This is a genomic window from Gemella taiwanensis (genome assembly GCF_054054385.1).
In genome coordinates this window covers 259,459-275,381 of record NZ_JBSMTL010000001.1, presented here as the reverse complement: position 1 = coordinate 275,381, position 15,923 = coordinate 259,459, and the positions used below count along the sequence as shown (strand labels likewise).

At 30.2% G+C, this 15,923-nt stretch carries 13 protein-coding genes; 4 read left to right on the top strand and 9 right to left on the bottom strand.

The features are described from left to right. Positions 1-9: 9 nt before the first annotated feature. From ACWOA3_RS01310 to ACWOA3_RS01300, 3 genes are all read right to left on the bottom strand, one after another. Positions 10-525 (bottom strand): hypothetical protein, encoded by a 516-nt coding sequence (locus ACWOA3_RS01310; protein ID WP_456883844.1) that lies wholly within the window; start codon positions 523-525, stop codon positions 10-12. A 221-nt stretch (positions 526-746) separates the two neighbouring features. After that, positions 747-1,304 (bottom strand): aminoacyl-tRNA hydrolase, encoded by a 558-nt coding sequence (gene pth / locus ACWOA3_RS01305; RefSeq protein WP_456883843.1) that lies wholly within the window; start codon positions 1,302-1,304, stop codon positions 747-749. Positions 1,305-1,400: 96 nt separating this feature from the next. Next, positions 1,401-2,351 (bottom strand): ribose-phosphate diphosphokinase, encoded by a 951-nt coding sequence (locus tag ACWOA3_RS01300; RefSeq protein WP_294682505.1) that lies wholly within the window; start codon positions 2,349-2,351, stop codon positions 1,401-1,403. Between the two features lie 519 nt (positions 2,352-2,870). On the opposite strand from ACWOA3_RS01300, the gene glyA reads away from it, so the two are divergent. The 4 genes from glyA (at position 2,871) to ACWOA3_RS01280 (ending at position 7,582) form a co-directional block, all read left to right on the top strand. After that, positions 2,871-4,088 carry a serine hydroxymethyltransferase gene (gene glyA / locus ACWOA3_RS01295; protein ID WP_456883842.1) on the top strand — a complete coding sequence of 406 codons (1,218 nt, stop codon included), beginning with the start codon at positions 2,871-2,873 and terminating at the stop codon, positions 4,086-4,088. Between the two features lie 190 nt (positions 4,089-4,278). Further along, positions 4,279-5,637 carry a guanine deaminase gene (gene guaD, locus ACWOA3_RS01290; RefSeq protein WP_456883841.1) on the top strand — a complete coding sequence of 453 codons (1,359 nt, stop codon included), beginning with the start codon at positions 4,279-4,281 and terminating at the stop codon, positions 5,635-5,637. A gap of 36 nt (positions 5,638-5,673) precedes the next feature. Continuing rightward, a complete protein-coding gene (locus ACWOA3_RS01285; protein WP_456883840.1) occupies positions 5,674-6,987 on the top strand; it encodes a uracil-xanthine permease family protein in 1,314 nt (437 codons plus the stop codon). Positions 6,988-7,111: 124 nt separating this feature from the next. Continuing rightward, positions 7,112-7,582, top strand: coding sequence for an S-ribosylhomocysteine lyase (locus ACWOA3_RS01280; protein ID WP_456883839.1), 471 nt, complete (start codon positions 7,112-7,114; stop codon positions 7,580-7,582). Positions 7,583-7,633: 51 nt separating this feature from the next. Here ACWOA3_RS01280 and ACWOA3_RS01275 read toward each other — a convergent pair whose 3' ends face one another. From ACWOA3_RS01275 to ACWOA3_RS01250, 6 genes are all read right to left on the bottom strand, one after another. Next, complete coding sequence (locus ACWOA3_RS01275; RefSeq protein WP_456883838.1) at positions 7,634-11,320, bottom strand: Rib/alpha-like domain-containing protein; 3,687 nt, start codon at positions 11,318-11,320, stop codon at positions 7,634-7,636. 376 nt (positions 11,321-11,696) lie between these two features. Next, positions 11,697-11,960, bottom strand: a complete 264-nt coding sequence (gene yajC / locus ACWOA3_RS01270) for a preprotein translocase subunit YajC (protein WP_003146429.1) — start codon at positions 11,958-11,960, stop codon at positions 11,697-11,699. Positions 11,961-12,049: 89 nt separating this feature from the next. Then, a complete protein-coding gene (tgt, locus tag ACWOA3_RS01265; RefSeq protein ID WP_003146431.1) occupies positions 12,050-13,204 on the bottom strand; it encodes a tRNA guanosine(34) transglycosylase Tgt in 1,155 nt (384 codons plus the stop codon). 21 nt (positions 13,205-13,225) lie between these two features. Then, entirely contained in the window at positions 13,226-14,254 is a 1,029-nt protein-coding gene (gene queA / locus ACWOA3_RS01260; protein WP_456883837.1) for a tRNA preQ1(34) S-adenosylmethionine ribosyltransferase-isomerase QueA, read from the bottom strand. 166 nt (positions 14,255-14,420) lie between these two features. Then, the gene (locus tag ACWOA3_RS01255; RefSeq protein ID WP_456883836.1) at positions 14,421-15,635 is read right to left on the bottom strand and encodes an FtsW/RodA/SpoVE family cell cycle protein; all 1,215 of its coding nucleotides are present in this window, start codon (positions 15,633-15,635) and stop codon (positions 14,421-14,423) included. 1 nt (position 15,636) lies between these two features. After that, the gene (locus ACWOA3_RS01250; RefSeq protein ID WP_003146436.1) at positions 15,637-15,921 is read right to left on the bottom strand and encodes a DUF1507 family protein; all 285 of its coding nucleotides are present in this window, start codon (positions 15,919-15,921) and stop codon (positions 15,637-15,639) included. Between the last annotated feature and the right edge of the window lie 2 nt (positions 15,922-15,923).

Here is a 15,923-nt window from a genome sequence, read left to right as displayed (position 1 = left end):
CTAAAAATATCAACTATACTCCCCCCTTTTTGAAAACTCTCCCACTACATCGACAGTTTCAACACGACGATACCCCATATTAACTAGTTTTTTCTGTAATTCATCAAAACTAATAACAGTTTCTTCATGAATCTCAAAGCTATTATTTTTAAAATCACTAGGATTTTTTACAGTTCTATAGATAGCTTCAATCGGTACAATTACAATACTTTGAATATTATGTACAAGATTTTCAAGAACTTTAATAGAGTTCTGCACTAAATCATTACTTTTAGAAGTGTGACGTTTTAATATATCAATTTCTGGATAAATATATGTTTCACCTTCAAAATCATTTAAAATAGCGAACAATTCTTCAGCTTCTGCTTTGCTTTGTGATAACACTACAATTGTCTTACCACTATTTTTATATTCGTTATATATTTCTAAAGCACGTGTTGTTAAATTTTGTCCATATACACCTATATTTTTATTCTTTTTATCAAATTGCAAATTAACAATTTCCAAAAGACTATCTTTTATCATATACGCTCCTTTCTACAACAAATAGCAGCAAAATGGGAGTGACTCAAAAATCACGATTTCAGAAAAATCGATTTTATTGAGACTCCACTTAGGTTATTAGTTATCCAACATACTTTTTTGAAGAATATTTAGATATCTATAGTCCACTTCGTCTATAAATTCACATATAAACTTTTTGAAACATAGTGCTTCTGGGACGGTACCTTTTGCTGCGATTATTTTTAATTATATTTATTCATTAAATCTACGAAACTCATTTTTGAGAAATCTTCAATACAGTTTACACTCTTAGAATAAATTTTTTCAATTTCACTCATTTCGTCTTTTGAGAATCTTCCTAAGACATAATCAACTACCTTCATCGGCGGTGTTGGTCTATCTATTCCAATTTTCAATCTATTGAATTTCTCTGTTCCTAAGTGGCTTATAATACTCTTAATACCATTATGGCCACCACTACTTCCCTTAGCTTTTAATTTAAAATTTGCAGTTTTTGTATCTAAATCGTCATAAATTATTAATATATCTTCAATATCGATTTCAAAATAATCGTAAAACTTGCCTACCGCTTCTCCTGAAAGGTTCATATAAGTTGTTGGCTTTACTAATAAATATTTAATCCCACCGTGATATGCTATAGCATATTCAGCGTTAAATTTTGTTTTATCAAAACTTACATTCCAAGATTTAGCTAGTTCATCAAGTACCATAAATCCGATATTATGTCTTGTATTTTCATATTGTTTACCTGGATTTCCTAATCCAACTATTAATTTCATAAATTATCCTCACTTTACTTTTTTCACTATCGAATATACGACTTAAAGAAGGCAACGGACACCGCTGCCTTCTTTAAAGATTAATTTAATTAATTATTATTCAAAAAGAACACTTACAGGTTCGTTATTGTGGATTTTGTAAATTGCTTTAGCAATTAAATCACCTACACATAACGGTACCATTTTATCTAATTTTTTCTCTTCTGGTATATCAATTGTGTTAGCATATACTAGTTCTTTAATTGGAGAATTTTCAATTCTATCTAATGCTTGTCCACTAAGTACAGCATGTGAGCAACTTGCATAAACTTCTTTTGCTCCTCTATCTTTAAGTGCTTGAGCTCCTAAAGTAATTGTTCCTGCTGTATCAATAATATCATCTATTAGGATACAAGTTTTCCCTTCAATGTTACCTACGATATTCATAACTTCAGCAACATTTGGTTTTGGTCTTCTCTTGTCGATAATTGCGATTGGTGTATTTAAAGCGTCTGCTAGTTTTCTAGCACGTGTTACACCACCGTGATCTGGTGATACGACAACAACCTCTTCCATATCTGGAAGTTTTTCTTTGAAATATTTCGCAATAATTGGTACACACATAAGGTGATCAACTGGAATATCAAAGAATCCTTGAATTTGAAGTGCATGAAGATCTAATGCAATTATACGATCTGCTCCTGCTACTTCTAATAAGTTAGCTACTAATTTTGCTGTGATTGGTTCACGACTTCTTGCTTTTCTGTCTTGACGTGCATATCCATAATAAGGGATTACAACGTTAATAGTGTCCACTGACGCACGTTTAAGTGCATCTATCATAATTAATAAAGTCATTAAATTGTCATTTACAGGACCACTAGTTGATTGTAGTACAAAAACTTCACTACCACGTACACTTTCCTCTATATTAATTGAAACCTCTCCGTCACTGAATTTTTTTACACTACATTTACTTAATTCTACTCCTAGTGACTTCGCTACTTGTTTTGCTAATGGAATGTTAGCATTTAATGAAAACAGCTTTAATGGTTTATCTACAAGCATATTAAACTTTTCTCCTTAAAATTTGGTTCGATAGTAATACAGATGTATTCCGTTAATTATTATAGCATAAATATTTGATAATTTCTACTGTTATCAAGTATAGACCAATTAAAATTCACTAAATTTTTTACTATTTACATATGTTCCTCTTTCTATAGAACTATACTATTATATATTTTATTCATATCCCCTTTCAATCTTTTAAATAATTCACAATCTGTACTAGTGATTTTAATTTTTTTACTTATTTTACATATAATGTTCGCATTTTTACATCATCAATTAAATTTTTTAATAATTTTGACTATTTTTTCCATTTTCTAGTTTATTTATTTTTGATACTATGCTATTATTATAAGACAAAGAATAACAACTAATTTATAAATATTTATTTTTAAAAACTAGAACTATTTTTTAGTTAACATAGTTTCTAATAAACATACATTTATTTATAAGTTTATATTTATAAAATTATAAATCTCAGTTATTCTAAAAAAATATAAAACAAGGAGCATCATTATGGATAAAATTTTTGAATTAATTGAAAAAGAACAACATAGACAAGATACTAATATTGAGCTTATTGCTAGTGAAAACTTTGTTTCTAAAGATATACTAAAAGCTACTGGGAGTATTTTAACAAACAAATATGCTGAAGGATACCCTGGAAAAAGGTATTATGATGGTTGCGAGGTAGTTGATGAAATCGAAACACTTGCAATTGAGCGACTTAAAGAACTTTACGATGCTAAATTCGTGAATGTTCAAGCACACTCAGGATCAAGTGCAAATATTGCTGTATATCTATCTCTACTTACACCAGGAGATACTGTTTTAGGAATGAGTATGGATGCTGGTGGACACTTGACTCATGGTAGTAAAGTAAACTTCTCTGGAAAATTATTTAATGCTGTTTCATATGGTGTAACTAAAGACACTCACTTAATAGATTATGATGAAGTACTACGTATCGCAAAAGAACATAAGCCTAAAATGATTATTGCTGGTTCAAGTGCATACTCTCGTATCATTGACTTTGCAAAATTTAGAGAAATCGCTGATGAGGTTGGTGCTTATTTATTAGTTGATATGGCTCACATCGCCGGTCTTGTTGCTGCTGGATTACATCCTAATCCAGTGCCTTATGCTGATGTAGTTACATCTACTACACACAAAACACTAAGAGGTCCACGTGGGGGAATTATTCTTACTAATAATGAGGAAATCGCAGTAAAAATAAATAAAATGATTTTCCCAGGTGCACAAGGTGGCCCATTAGAACACGTTGTTGCTGCAAAAGCAATTTGTTTTGCTGAAGCTCTTAAACCTGAATTCAAAGTATATCAACAACAAGTAGTTAAAAATATGAAGGCTATGGTTGAAGCATTTAAAGCTAACAATATTCCAGTAGTTTCAAATGGTAGTGATAACCACCTATGTCTAGTTGATACATATTCTACTTATAATGTAACTGGTCATGATGCAAGTGATTTATTAAGTAAAGCACACATTACATGTAATAAAAATGGTATTCCATTTGATACATTACCTCCGATGAAAACTAGTGGTTTACGTCTAGGTGCTGCAGCAATGACTACTAAAGGATACGTAGAAGAAGATTTTGTTGAAATTACAAATACTATTTGCGATTTACTAAAAAATGGAGAAAGCTATTTAGAAAGAGCTCAAGAAAGAGTAAATACATTAGTTTCTAAAGAAAGAAAAGAATTTAGATAATAATACAATATAATAAATTTTAAAACGACGAAGAAAACACTCTTCGTCGTTTTTTTACGAACTTTACCATTTAATAAAACTATTTATCGTTCGTTTATTTTAAATTAATTTTATAATATTATATTTTTTTGTTGACAACGTTCGTTTTCTATGATATATTTATAAAAATTCTTTAGGAGAAATTAAAATTATGAATAACAAAAAAATAATCAAAGCGTCTATTTTCCATAGTCCTAAATATGGAGAAATCGAGTTTTTAAAACAGGCGATAATATTTATTACAGATAATGGAATCATTTCTAAAATTGTTAGACAAGAAGATGAAAACTATCAACAAATTTTAAATCAGTACTCACATGAAAGTAACTTTTTTGATTTTGAAGATAAAATTCTTTTTCCTGGATTTATTGATTTACATATACATGCACCTCAATGGCCACAAGCTGGTCTCGCATTAGATGATGAATTAAGCTATTGGTTAAATAATTTCACGTTTCCTTTAGAATCTAAATATAAAGATATCAATTATGCTAGAGAAGTATATACCGATTTGGTCAAAACATTATTAGCGAATGGTACTACTTCTGCAATGTATTTTGGAACTATTCATAATGAATCTACTTTTGAATTAGCAAAAATCTGTGCTAATTTAGGTCAAAGAGGCTTCGTAGGAAAAGTCGTTATGGATGATATAAATATGAATCCTGACTTTTACCGTGATAATAGTACAAAAGAAGCAATTGAAAATACCGAGAAATTTATTGTTGATGTACAAGCACTTGCTAAAAATGTACCACAGGGGGTATATCCAGTAATCACTCCACGTTTTGTTCCTAGTTGCACTGATGATGCACTATTAGAATTAGGGAAATTAGCAAAAAAATATAATTGCTATATTCAAAGTCATTGTAGTGAAAGTGATTGGGAACACAATTTTGTTCTCGAACGATTTGGAAAAAGGGATAGTGTGGTTTTAGATCAATTCGGTCTATTAACTGACAAATCAATAATGGCTCACGGCAACTTTGTTAATTCTGATGACGTAAAGATCTTTAACAATAGAAAATCATCAGTTTGCCATTGTCCAATCTCTAATTCTTATTTCGCTAATGCAGTGTTACCTGTTAACAAACTAAAAAAAGAAGGCTTAAATATCTGCTTAGGTACTGATATTTCTGGAGGATTCTCCCCTAGTCTTTATGACAATATAAAGCATACAGTCATGGTTAGTAGAATGCTAAATGACGGAGTAGATAATAAGCTAAAAGCCGACAACCGTGGTACTCATGATTCGAAAGTTAGTGTATTTGAAGCATTTTATCTTGCTACTACAGGTGGTGGAGAAGCATTGAAATTACCACTTGGTCTTTTTAAAGAAGGTTACATTTGTGATTTTCAAGTCATTGATATCAATACACCTACCAATAAACTTCCAAATTATTTAGATAATGAAGAAGATAAACATCTTCTTCAAAAGATATTATATCTTTCTACTTCAGAAAATATTCGTGAAGTTTGGGTTCAGGGTAAACAAATTCTTAAAAAATAGTAAAATTAAATTTAACATAAGGAGAAAAAAGTTTTTATGTCAAAAAATAAAAATCATTTAACAATAGGAGTTGAAGAAAATATTCCATTTTCACAATCCCTAATTTTAGGTTTACAGCACGTTCTAGCTATGGATGTCTACGTGCCACCTTTTATTTTAGCAACAGCTATCGCATTATCACCTGGTGATGCTACTGGTTTAATTCAGTCTACTTTCTTAGGAGCTGGGATTGCCTCATTAATTCAAGTTTTATTCTACTTAAAATTACCTGTATGTCAAGGGCCATCATTCATTCCTCTAGGTGCTATTATTGGCATTTATATGGGAACTAAAAACCTTGGTACTGTTCTAGGAGCAAGTATTGTTGGTGCGATTTTAGTTATCTTACTTGGATATTCTGGTATTTATAAATATATAGTAAAAAATTACATACCTTCTATCGTTAGTGGAACAATAATTATGATTGTTGGTTTAACTTTACTTCCTTCTGCATTTGTAAGTAACATCTACATCGAAGGTAACGGTCTTACTATGAAACAAAATGTATTATTAGCATTTATTACAGCCGCTTCTTTAATTCTATTTTCTACATTAGGAAATTACGTTAATAAATTCAAAAGAATTTTCCAAATTTCTTCTGTAATTATCGCCTTAGCTATCGGAACTTTTTCTGCATATTTAATGGGTGGTTTTAATACTCAAGGAATTAAGGATGCTAGCTTCTTCTCAATGCCAAAACTATTATTTTTAAATTATAGTATACATTTTGAAATCTCTGCTATTATCACAATGATTATTATTTACATGGTGCTTCTAGCTGAAACTACAGGTACTTGGTATGCTGTAAGTTCAGTTATTAACAAACCTTTAAGCGATACTCAAGTTAACAAAGGTGTAATCGGAGAAGGAATCGGATGTTTAGCTGCTGCTTTAGTCGGAGCAACTCCTGTTACTGGTTACTCTACTAATGCTGGTATTATTTCTATAACTGGTGTAGCTAGTAGAAAAGTATTCGTTATGGCTTCATTCTGGTTTATTGGATTATCATTCTTAGGTAAACTTTCTGCAGTTATTAATTCAATCCCTTCTGCAGTTATTGGTGGTGTATTCTCTGTAGTTTGTATCATCATCCTACTAAACGGATTCAGAGTTGTTAAAAATCTTGACTTCTCTGAAAGAGAATTGTACATTATCGGAGTACCGCTAATGTTTACAATTGGATTTTTATTCATTCCAGCTGAATTAAAATCTAGTGCTCCACAATTACTACAATATCTAATAGGTTCTCCTATCGCTGTTGGTTCAATTGTAGCGATTATTATGAATAAACTTATTCCTTTAAAAAAATAATACTAAAATGGGGGGACTTAAAATCACTATTTTTAAGTCTCTCCATTTCTTATTAATTTTATATTCATCAAAAATATAGTATAATTATAACTGCTAATAAAATTAATGAAATGGAGAAAGATAGATGACTGAAAAGAAAATGAATGTTGAAAGTTTCAACCTAGATCACACTAAAGTTGTTGCACCTTATATTAGATTAGTTGGTGTTTATTCTGGAGATAATGGAGACAAAATTTATAAATATGATATTAGATTCTGTCAACCAAACAAGGAACATCTAGAAATGCCAAACCTTCACTCTTTAGAACATTTAATCGCTGAATTAATCAGAAATCACCTTGATAATGTACTAGACTTCGGACCAATGGGATGCCAAACTGGATTCTACTTATCAGTAATTAACAACAATAGCTATGAAGAAGTTGAAGAAGCTCTAGCAAAAACATTAGAAGATGTTCTTGTTGCTACTGAAGTACCAGCATGTAATGAAGTACAATGTGGTTGGGCTACATCTCACTCTTTAGAAGGTGCTCAAATGGAAGCTAAAAAATTCTTAGAAAAACGTTCAGAATGGAAAAACGTTTTTAGTAAATAATTTAAAATAAAAAATCAAACTGATATTTTTTACCAGTTTGATTTTTATTTTTTATCTGTTGTATTTTCTAATACCTAGAACTCCTATAATTAAACCTAACCCAGTTGCAATAGGAATTGTGTTTGAAGAATTTTCACCAGTTTTTGGAAGTATAGAACTTTGTTTGAAATTATTATTCGAAGATTCAAGTTTATAAACTTTAAAATTACTTCTAGAGTTTTCTCGGTTATTTCTTACAATATATTTTTCCTCAACAACCTGTGTTACTTCTTTTGGTTTAGAATTTAAGTATTTACTAAATGTAGTTATATTTTCTTGTTCATTTATTTTATTTGTAGTGCTCATCTCTTTCTTAGCATCTAATGAAATTTCTTTTGGTTTGGAATTTAAGTCTTTACTATTTATAGTTGTATTTTCTTGCTTATTTATTTTATTCGTAGCGCTTGTCTCTTTCTTAACATCTAATGAAATTTCTTTTGATTTATCCTTTTCATCACTTGGTGCAGTTTTACTAAAATCAACAATTGCGAATAAACTAAAATGGTTTATATTAAACTGGACTATTCCATTTTTAACTTCTGATGGAATTAATGTTAAACTTCCATTTTTTTCAACATGATAAATCTTTATCTCACTACTTTCATTTTCTAATAAAGCTATGCGAACTATTCTATCATTCTTAAGTTTGACTTCGTTATTATCTTTAGATAATTTTAAGTCTAATACCCTAATTTTATCTTTTTCTACAGATAATTCTTTACTAATCCTTTCTATTTGACTGCTATTTTCAATTTTTTTAACATTCAATGAAATATTATTGATATTAGATAACAACTCGACTTCCACACCAAGTTTTGAACTTTTTAGTAATTCAAGAGTGGCTTTAGGATTCTCCTCTCGTACTAGAGGCTCGCCTTTTTCTTCATGATATTCAGGTAACTCAGGTTGAACTAACGATTCACCTTTTTCACTTATCACTCGTTCTGAGTTCTCTTCTTGCACTAATGGCTCACCTTTCTCACTTATCACTAATTCTGGATTCTCTTCTTGTACCAGTGGTTCACCTTTTTCACTTATTACTAGCTCTGGATTCTCTTCTTGCACTAGTGGTTCGCCTTTTTCTTCATGATATTCAGGTAACTCAGGTTGAACTAACGATTCACCTTTTTCACTTATTACTAGCTCTGGGTTCTCCTCTTGTACTAATGGTTCGCCCTTCTCGCTTATTACTAGCTCTGGATTCTCCTCTTGTACTAATGGTTCGCCCTTTTCACTTATCACTAGCTCTGGATTCTCTTCTTGTACTAGTGGCTCGCCTTTTTCGCTTATTACTAGCTCTGGACTCTCTTCTTGTACTAGTGGCTCGCCTTTAGAATCTGTATAAACTCTAATAGGTACATTAACTATATCATTTGAACCATCAGAATATGTTACTCTTACCCTTGCATTGACATCTCCCAATTCTCCAAAATCTGTAGAATTTAGTATTTCATAATTTATATTTTGTGGAAGATTTTCTTTAACAATTTTATTAAATACATCATTTGTATTCAAACTACTTCCTTGATGTAATAATAATTTTTCATCATTTAAAAGCTTAGGTTCATATTTTCCTGCTTCTGTTAATTCTAAGGCAGTACGTGAATTTATAACACTCATTCCCAGTCCTGCTAGTTCTTTAGTAATATTATTAATAGTTAGCTGTGGGGAAAGTACATTCGAAATAGTAGCTTCCGCTTCTTTTAATTTTTCTGTTAAACTTAATTTTGCTAAATTATACTTTTCAGCTGTTATTTTAGTCTTATCAGATAAATCTACAACTGTTTCAACTAATTTTTGAGCAGCATTAACTACAGATATCAATTCTTTCTTATCCGCCTCGTTTACTGATATAGGAACATTAATATCATTACTACTATTATCGTCTAAATACTCAATTCTTACTGTAGCACGCTTCATACCCAAAGATGTCAATTCATCTTTATAGACTAATGATAACTTAGTATTAACTGGTAATAAATTTCTATTAACTTTATTAATTATGTCCTTATCTTTAAGTCTATCTCCTATCATAATAGATACAGGTCTATCATCAACTAAAGTTGGTAAAAATGTCTTACTCAATGTTCCCTTTTCTGGATCAATTACGCTTAGCTTGTTAATATTTTCATCTCTATACCCTACACCATCCATTCCTTGACGTTTTCCAAAATTAAAATCAGGATTTGTATTAACTCTGTTTTCAAAATATGATGTTGATGAATGAGCTCCTGCACTTTTACCTATACTAATTTTACTATCAGGCTGAAGATTCCCAGGGATTATATTATCATTATCAGTATAATAATTTTTTATCTTCCCACTCTTTGCAAGTAACTCAGTAATCTTTACATCATCCTTAGAAACTCCCCATAACCAACCACTCTTAACTTTTGGAGCGTTAAACGTATAAGTTTGTTTATACTTACCAAATTTTTCCTTTTCAGCCGTTGCTGTAGCTCTTAATGATAAATATCCACCTAGTGAATGTCCAGTGATATATAAATTAGTAATTGTACTATCATTTTTTATTTTTTTCATTAATTGAATAGCAGCTTCACTTTGGTTTGACTCATTTCCAAAGAATAATGCTAAATCTGCTTTCAAATCCCCTGCTTGTTTAACGTTTGTCCCTGCAAAAGCAAGAACTTGGATCTTATCTCCTTTTAAAAATGGAAAGTTATTAGTTGTTTCGAAAAGTACTGCGTCAAGACCATTATCTTGATGATATGTCTCTTTTACTTTCCAATATGGTCCAAGTTCATTAAAAGTCATCTTTTGGATATTATTTGAAAGTTTTTCTATTGGAGCTTGTTTATTAAGTATATCGTCTATTTTTTTATCATTTTCGTAAACTAAATTGATAAACATGGCCATATCCCTAGCAGATACATTCCATACTAGTTTATCTTTATCTACTTTATCGTTTAATCCATCTCCATCAGTATCAGCAAGTCTTGGATGAATATCATATCCAAGATATGTACGACCATCTTTTTTATAAATATATAATTCATCCTTATTTGCTATACCATCCCCATCATCATCACCATCTGGATCTAGTATTGCCTTTTTATAGATCAAACTATCATATTTACCACCTTCTAACCCAATATAACCTTTTGCTATGTCTTCAGCATATTTGCTAGTCAGTCTAGAAATTATTTTTGTTCCTTTTTCTACAGGTTCTACAGTATTTTCTACTTCTTCAGTTGTAACTTTATTTTCTTCTACATTTTTATTAATTATCTTAGTTAATAAATCAGCAATATTACTACTATCATCTACTCGTTTGTCAATAACATTTAAATTACTATTTTGAGAATCTGAGCTTATTTCAACCTTTTTTTTATCTGTTTTCCCTATAAATTCAGTAGTTAAAGTTGAATCCGTAGCTATATTTTTATCTTCTGTATTTTTTTCACTTACTAAAGTTGTCGTACTATCATTAGAAATATTTTTAATCTCTTTAGCACTTTTATTTTCAATATTATCAGCTGTAGAAGTTGACTCTACATTTTTAGGAGTTTCCTGCACTATTGAATTATTATTATTATTATTATTTACACTACTTTCCTCATGTGCACTTGCTGTTCCACCTAAAAATACTAATGTACCAATAGCTACTGATGCTATACCAAAACTAAGTTTCTTTATTCCATATTTTACTATTTTTTTATCAATATTATTTTTAAACATATTCCCTCCAAGATACCATCTTAAATATATGTATTTAGAATTTAATTAACATTATTTTTAGTTAACTATATATCCTACATTGTTTAAGTATACACGAAAACATCAAATATAGCAAACTTAAATATTTATTTATTTTTATATTTATAGGTTTCGATAATGAAAGATATTTCTTACGTATCTAATTTATTTATTACACTATTTATTTAATTAGTAACTTTTACTTCTAATATCACCTTATTATAATGAAATCCGAAATTCCATAAATTATAATATTTCAAAATTATTAATATACTATGTACTTAACTTAACCCCTACTATTTAATAAAATTTTTTCAAAAAATAAGCGGATTATTAATATAATCCGCTTAAATATTTATTATTTTGCAACCAAGCTACGAATAGCATTACGATCTATTTCGATTTCTACTTTTGGTGCAATTCTTACTTTTACTGTTACTGTCCCTACTTCAACGATATCCCCGTAAATTCCAGCGAAAGTTACGATTCTATCTCCTTCTTTTAATGAATCTTGTAGAAGTTTCAATTCTTTATTTCTTTTAGATTGTGGTCTAATAATCATGAAGTACATGAATCCAAAAAGAAATACTATCATAATAATATTAATATATGAACCTTGCATGTTTTACCTCCGTTTATTTATAATATATGTTTATTCTACTATATACTTAGTAAAAAATAAACCTTTTCTATTCTTTTTTTATTAAATTGCTAGAAATTCTTAGGATTTTCTTGGTTTAATCCATATTTTTCAAAGAATTCTTCTTTGAAATCTAGTAATCTATCTTCTCTAATAGCTTGTCTAATATCTTTCATCATATTAATTAAGAAATGGATATTGTGTGTTGTTGCTAATCTCGCTCCAAAAATTTCATCAGCTTTAAATAAATGACGAAGATATGCTTTTGTATAATTTTTACAGCAGTAGCATGAACATTCTGGATCAAGTGGTGTAAAGTCCTCTGCATACTTAGCATTTTTCACTACAACACGTCCAGCAGATGTCATACATGTTCCATTACGTGCAATACGCGTAGGTAGCACACAGTCAAACATATCTACTCCTCTTAGTACTCCTTCAAATAGAGCATCAGGAGATCCTACTCCCATTAAATATCTAGCCTTATTAGCTGGTAATAAAGGTGTAACATGTTCTAAAACTCTATACATTTCATGTTTTGGTTCACCTACCGATAAACCTCCAATGGCATATCCTGGAAAATCCATACTTACTAGATCCTTAGCACTTTGTTCACGAAGATCATTGAACCCTGCACCTTGAACTATACCAAAAATACTTTGAGTTTTTGGATTTTTATGTGCTGCTAAACATCTTTCTGCCCAACGACTAGTTCTTTCCACTGATTGACGGATATATTTATAGTCGTGATTATAATCAGGACATTCATCGAAAGCCATCATTATGTCTGAACCTAAAGCATTTTGAATATGCATTGCTTTTTCAGGTGATAAGAATAATTTTTCTCCTGACAGGTGGTTTTTAAAATGAACTCCTTCTTCCTCGATTTTTCTCATTTCACTAAGAGAAAATACTTGGAATCCTCCTGAATCTGTTAGGATACTTCCATCCCAATTCATAAATTTGTGAAGTCCACCTGCTTTTTCAACAATTTCTTCACCAGGACGTAACCAAAGGTGATATGTATTTGATAAAATAATATCAGCCCCCATACCTTTTACTTCTTCTGGTGACATTGCTTTTACTGTAGCTTGTGTCCCAACCGGCATAAATACTGGTGTTTCGAAGCTACCGTGTGGTGTATGAACAATACCTAATCTTGCCCCAGACTGTTTACATGTTTTTATATGTTCATACCAAACTGCATTTTCTTTTACATCTCTCATATAAAAATTTCCTTTCAATAATTATATTATTATCATAGCATCCCCAAAACTGAAGAAACGATATTTATTTTCAACTGCTATATTATATAATTCAATAACTTTTTCTCTATCATAAAATGCACTTACAAGCATTATTAATGATGATTTCGGTAAATGGAAGTTAGTAATTAATCCATCAACACATTTAAATTCAAATCCCGGATAGATAAAAATATTTGTCCAACCTGAGGCTGCAACAATTTTTCCATTATTGTCTCGAGCAATTGTTTCTAATGTTCTTGTTGTAGTAGTACCTACAGAAAATACTCTTCCCTCATTTTCTTTTGTTTTATTAATAAGTTCCGCTGTTTTTTCATCTAGTGTATAATATTCTGAGTGCATATCATGATCTTCAATATTTTCTACAGCAACAGGTCTAAATGTACCTAGTCCAACATGAAGAGTTAAATATGCTATATTCACACCTTTTTCTTTTATTCTATCTAATAGTTCATTTGTAAAGTGAAGACCGGCAGTTGGAGCAGCCGAACTTCCCACTTCTTTAGAATAAACTGTTTGATATCTTTCTTTATCAGTTAATCGTTCTTTAATATATGGTGGTAAAGGCATTGTACCAAGTTCATTTAATCTTTCCTGGAATATTCCTTCATATACAAATTCAAAATGTCTAAATCCATCATCAAGAACTTTAGTACACACAGCTTCCATAATACCATCACCAAATGATACAATACTTCCCTCTTTTATTCTTTTTGCTGGTTTTACTAGACATTCCCAATCATTATGTCCTAGATTTTTTAATAATAATACTTCTATTGCAGCTCCAGTGTCCTTTTTAGCACCATATAAACGAGCTGGCATAACCCTAGTATTATTTAATACCAAAGTATCTCCAGGATTAAAATAATCTTTAATATCTGAAAAAACTTTATGTTCATGTGTATTGTTTTTTCTATCTACACATAGTAATTTACTAGTATCTCTTTTTAAAAGAGGAGTTTGTGCAATAAGTTCCTCTGGTAAATAAAAATCAAATTGTTCTAATTTCATCTATAATCTCCTTTAAAAGTTACCTTTACTATTATAGCTTGATTAGCTTAAGTTAGCAAGTATCATCATAATAAATTGTAATTTTTTCAATTTCTAGCAATACTAAAATTTAATAAATAAAAATTCGAATCAATACTATAAAATAATATCAATTCGAATTTCCATTTTATTTTTTGTTACTTCTTAAATATTTAACATGAGCCAAGATATTAGTAGCTATTCCTAATCCTATACTTAATACAAGAATTGAACTACCACCATTACTTATAAATGGTAATGGGACTCCAGTCATCGGGATAGAGGCCGTAACTCCACCAATATTAACTACTCCCTGTACTACTAGTAGACTTGCGAATCCTAATGAGTACATCGCTGAAAAAGTATTTCTTGATTTTGTACCAGAAAATATTACTTTACCAATGATTATTAATAATAAAGTTACTACGAATAAAACACCTATAAAACCTAACTCCTCAGCTATAATAGCAAGTATAAAGTCTGTATGTGCTTCTGGTAAATAACCTAGTTTTTGAATAGAATTTCCTAATCCTCTACCAAATAATCCTCCATTACCAAATGCAACATATGAATTTATTACCTGATCGGCTGCAGCTGTCAAATCCTCAGAAAATGGATTTAAAAATACTTTTAGACGATTTGTTCTATATGAAGTTCCACTACTGAATAATGCACTTTTCAACATAAACAACATTAATACTACCACACCTGCTACTATCGCTAGTGATAATATTTTTTTTATATTTTGCGAATGCATATTAGAGCATAAAGTCATAATACCCATAACCGACAACGTGATAAGTATCATTCCAGTATCATTTTGTAGTGCTATTATAGTAACCAATCCTAAAGGTATACCGAACATTTTCAGTAATTCTGAACTCGTACAAATTTGTCTTAATTTTACTTTTCTAGTTTCTAATATATATGCCATATACATAATGATAAATAACTGTGCTAAAGTTGATGGCTGAAAACTGAACGCACCTATTCTTATCCAAGATCTAGCACCATTGATTGATGGCATAAACAAAGGTAAAAATAGTAGAAACGCTATTACTAGATATCCATTCATTAAAAAGCTTTTATTTTTAAAAACTTCAAAAGGTATTGCAACTGAGAATACTAAAAACGCTATATAAGCGAGTACTACCCACATTGCCTGCCTTTGCAAGAAGTATGTTTCACTTACTGGAATACCTGATGTGAAAGTCCCATACTTATTACCAATCATACTAGCACTATAAACCATCATACAACTTAAGACTAACAATACAAGAAGTGTTAATGCCACTACCCAATCTAATCTCACATGTCTACGTTCATGCTTAATTGATCTATGTATTCTTCTTACAAAATTCATATTAGTTTGCTTTACTTTCTTCTGCTAAATTAGAGTACATTTCGCTAGCTTTATTTTCTAAATCAGCTAGAATTATGCGCCCAGCTTCTTGTGAAATGCAACCTATTTCTACTGCTAAGTTTATTTCTTTAGTAAGACCATAGATTTGAGTATCAATAACATCTTGATAAAGCGGACATTTTCTCTGACCTTTTACCGATACACAAGCATTAATCATTTCTTCAATCTTCACAACATCTTCTTCTATTCTTCTACGAACCTTAATAAATATTAGGTTATTTTCCATTT

What these genes read in the sequence shown, in the direction of transcription:
- yajC (WP_003146429.1), bottom strand. Translation starts at nt 11,960, where the DNA reads ATGCAAGGTTCATATATTAATATTATTATGATAGTATTTCTTTTTGGA.
- ACWOA3_RS01280 (WP_456883839.1), top strand. Translation starts at nt 7,112, where the DNA reads ATGACTGAAAAGAAAATGAATGTTGAAAGTTTCAACCTAGATCACACT.
- ACWOA3_RS01300 (WP_294682505.1), bottom strand. Translation starts at nt 2,351, where the DNA reads ATGCTTGTAGATAAACCATTAAAGCTGTTTTCATTAAATGCTAACATT.
- ACWOA3_RS01250 (WP_003146436.1), bottom strand. Translation starts at nt 15,921, where the DNA reads ATGGAAAATAACCTAATATTTATTAAGGTTCGTAGAAGAATAGAAGAA.
- ACWOA3_RS01275 (WP_456883838.1), bottom strand. Translation starts at nt 11,320, where the DNA reads ATGTTTAAAAATAATATTGATAAAAAAATAGTAAAATATGGAATAAAG.
- ACWOA3_RS01255 (WP_456883836.1), bottom strand. Translation starts at nt 15,635, where the DNA reads ATGAATTTTGTAAGAAGAATACATAGATCAATTAAGCATGAACGTAGA.
- ACWOA3_RS01310 (WP_456883844.1), bottom strand. Translation starts at nt 525, where the DNA reads ATGATAAAAGATAGTCTTTTGGAAATTGTTAATTTGCAATTTGATAAA.
- queA (WP_456883837.1), bottom strand. Translation starts at nt 14,254, where the DNA reads ATGAAATTAGAACAATTTGATTTTTATTTACCAGAGGAACTTATTGCA.
- pth (WP_456883843.1), bottom strand. Translation starts at nt 1,304, where the DNA reads ATGAAATTAATAGTTGGATTAGGAAATCCAGGTAAACAATATGAAAAT.
- tgt (WP_003146431.1), bottom strand. Translation starts at nt 13,204, where the DNA reads ATGAGAGATGTAAAAGAAAATGCAGTTTGGTATGAACATATAAAAACA.
- glyA (WP_456883842.1), top strand. Translation starts at nt 2,871, where the DNA reads ATGGATAAAATTTTTGAATTAATTGAAAAAGAACAACATAGACAAGAT.
- ACWOA3_RS01285 (WP_456883840.1), top strand. Translation starts at nt 5,674, where the DNA reads ATGTCAAAAAATAAAAATCATTTAACAATAGGAGTTGAAGAAAATATT.
- guaD (WP_456883841.1), top strand. Translation starts at nt 4,279, where the DNA reads ATGAATAACAAAAAAATAATCAAAGCGTCTATTTTCCATAGTCCTAAA.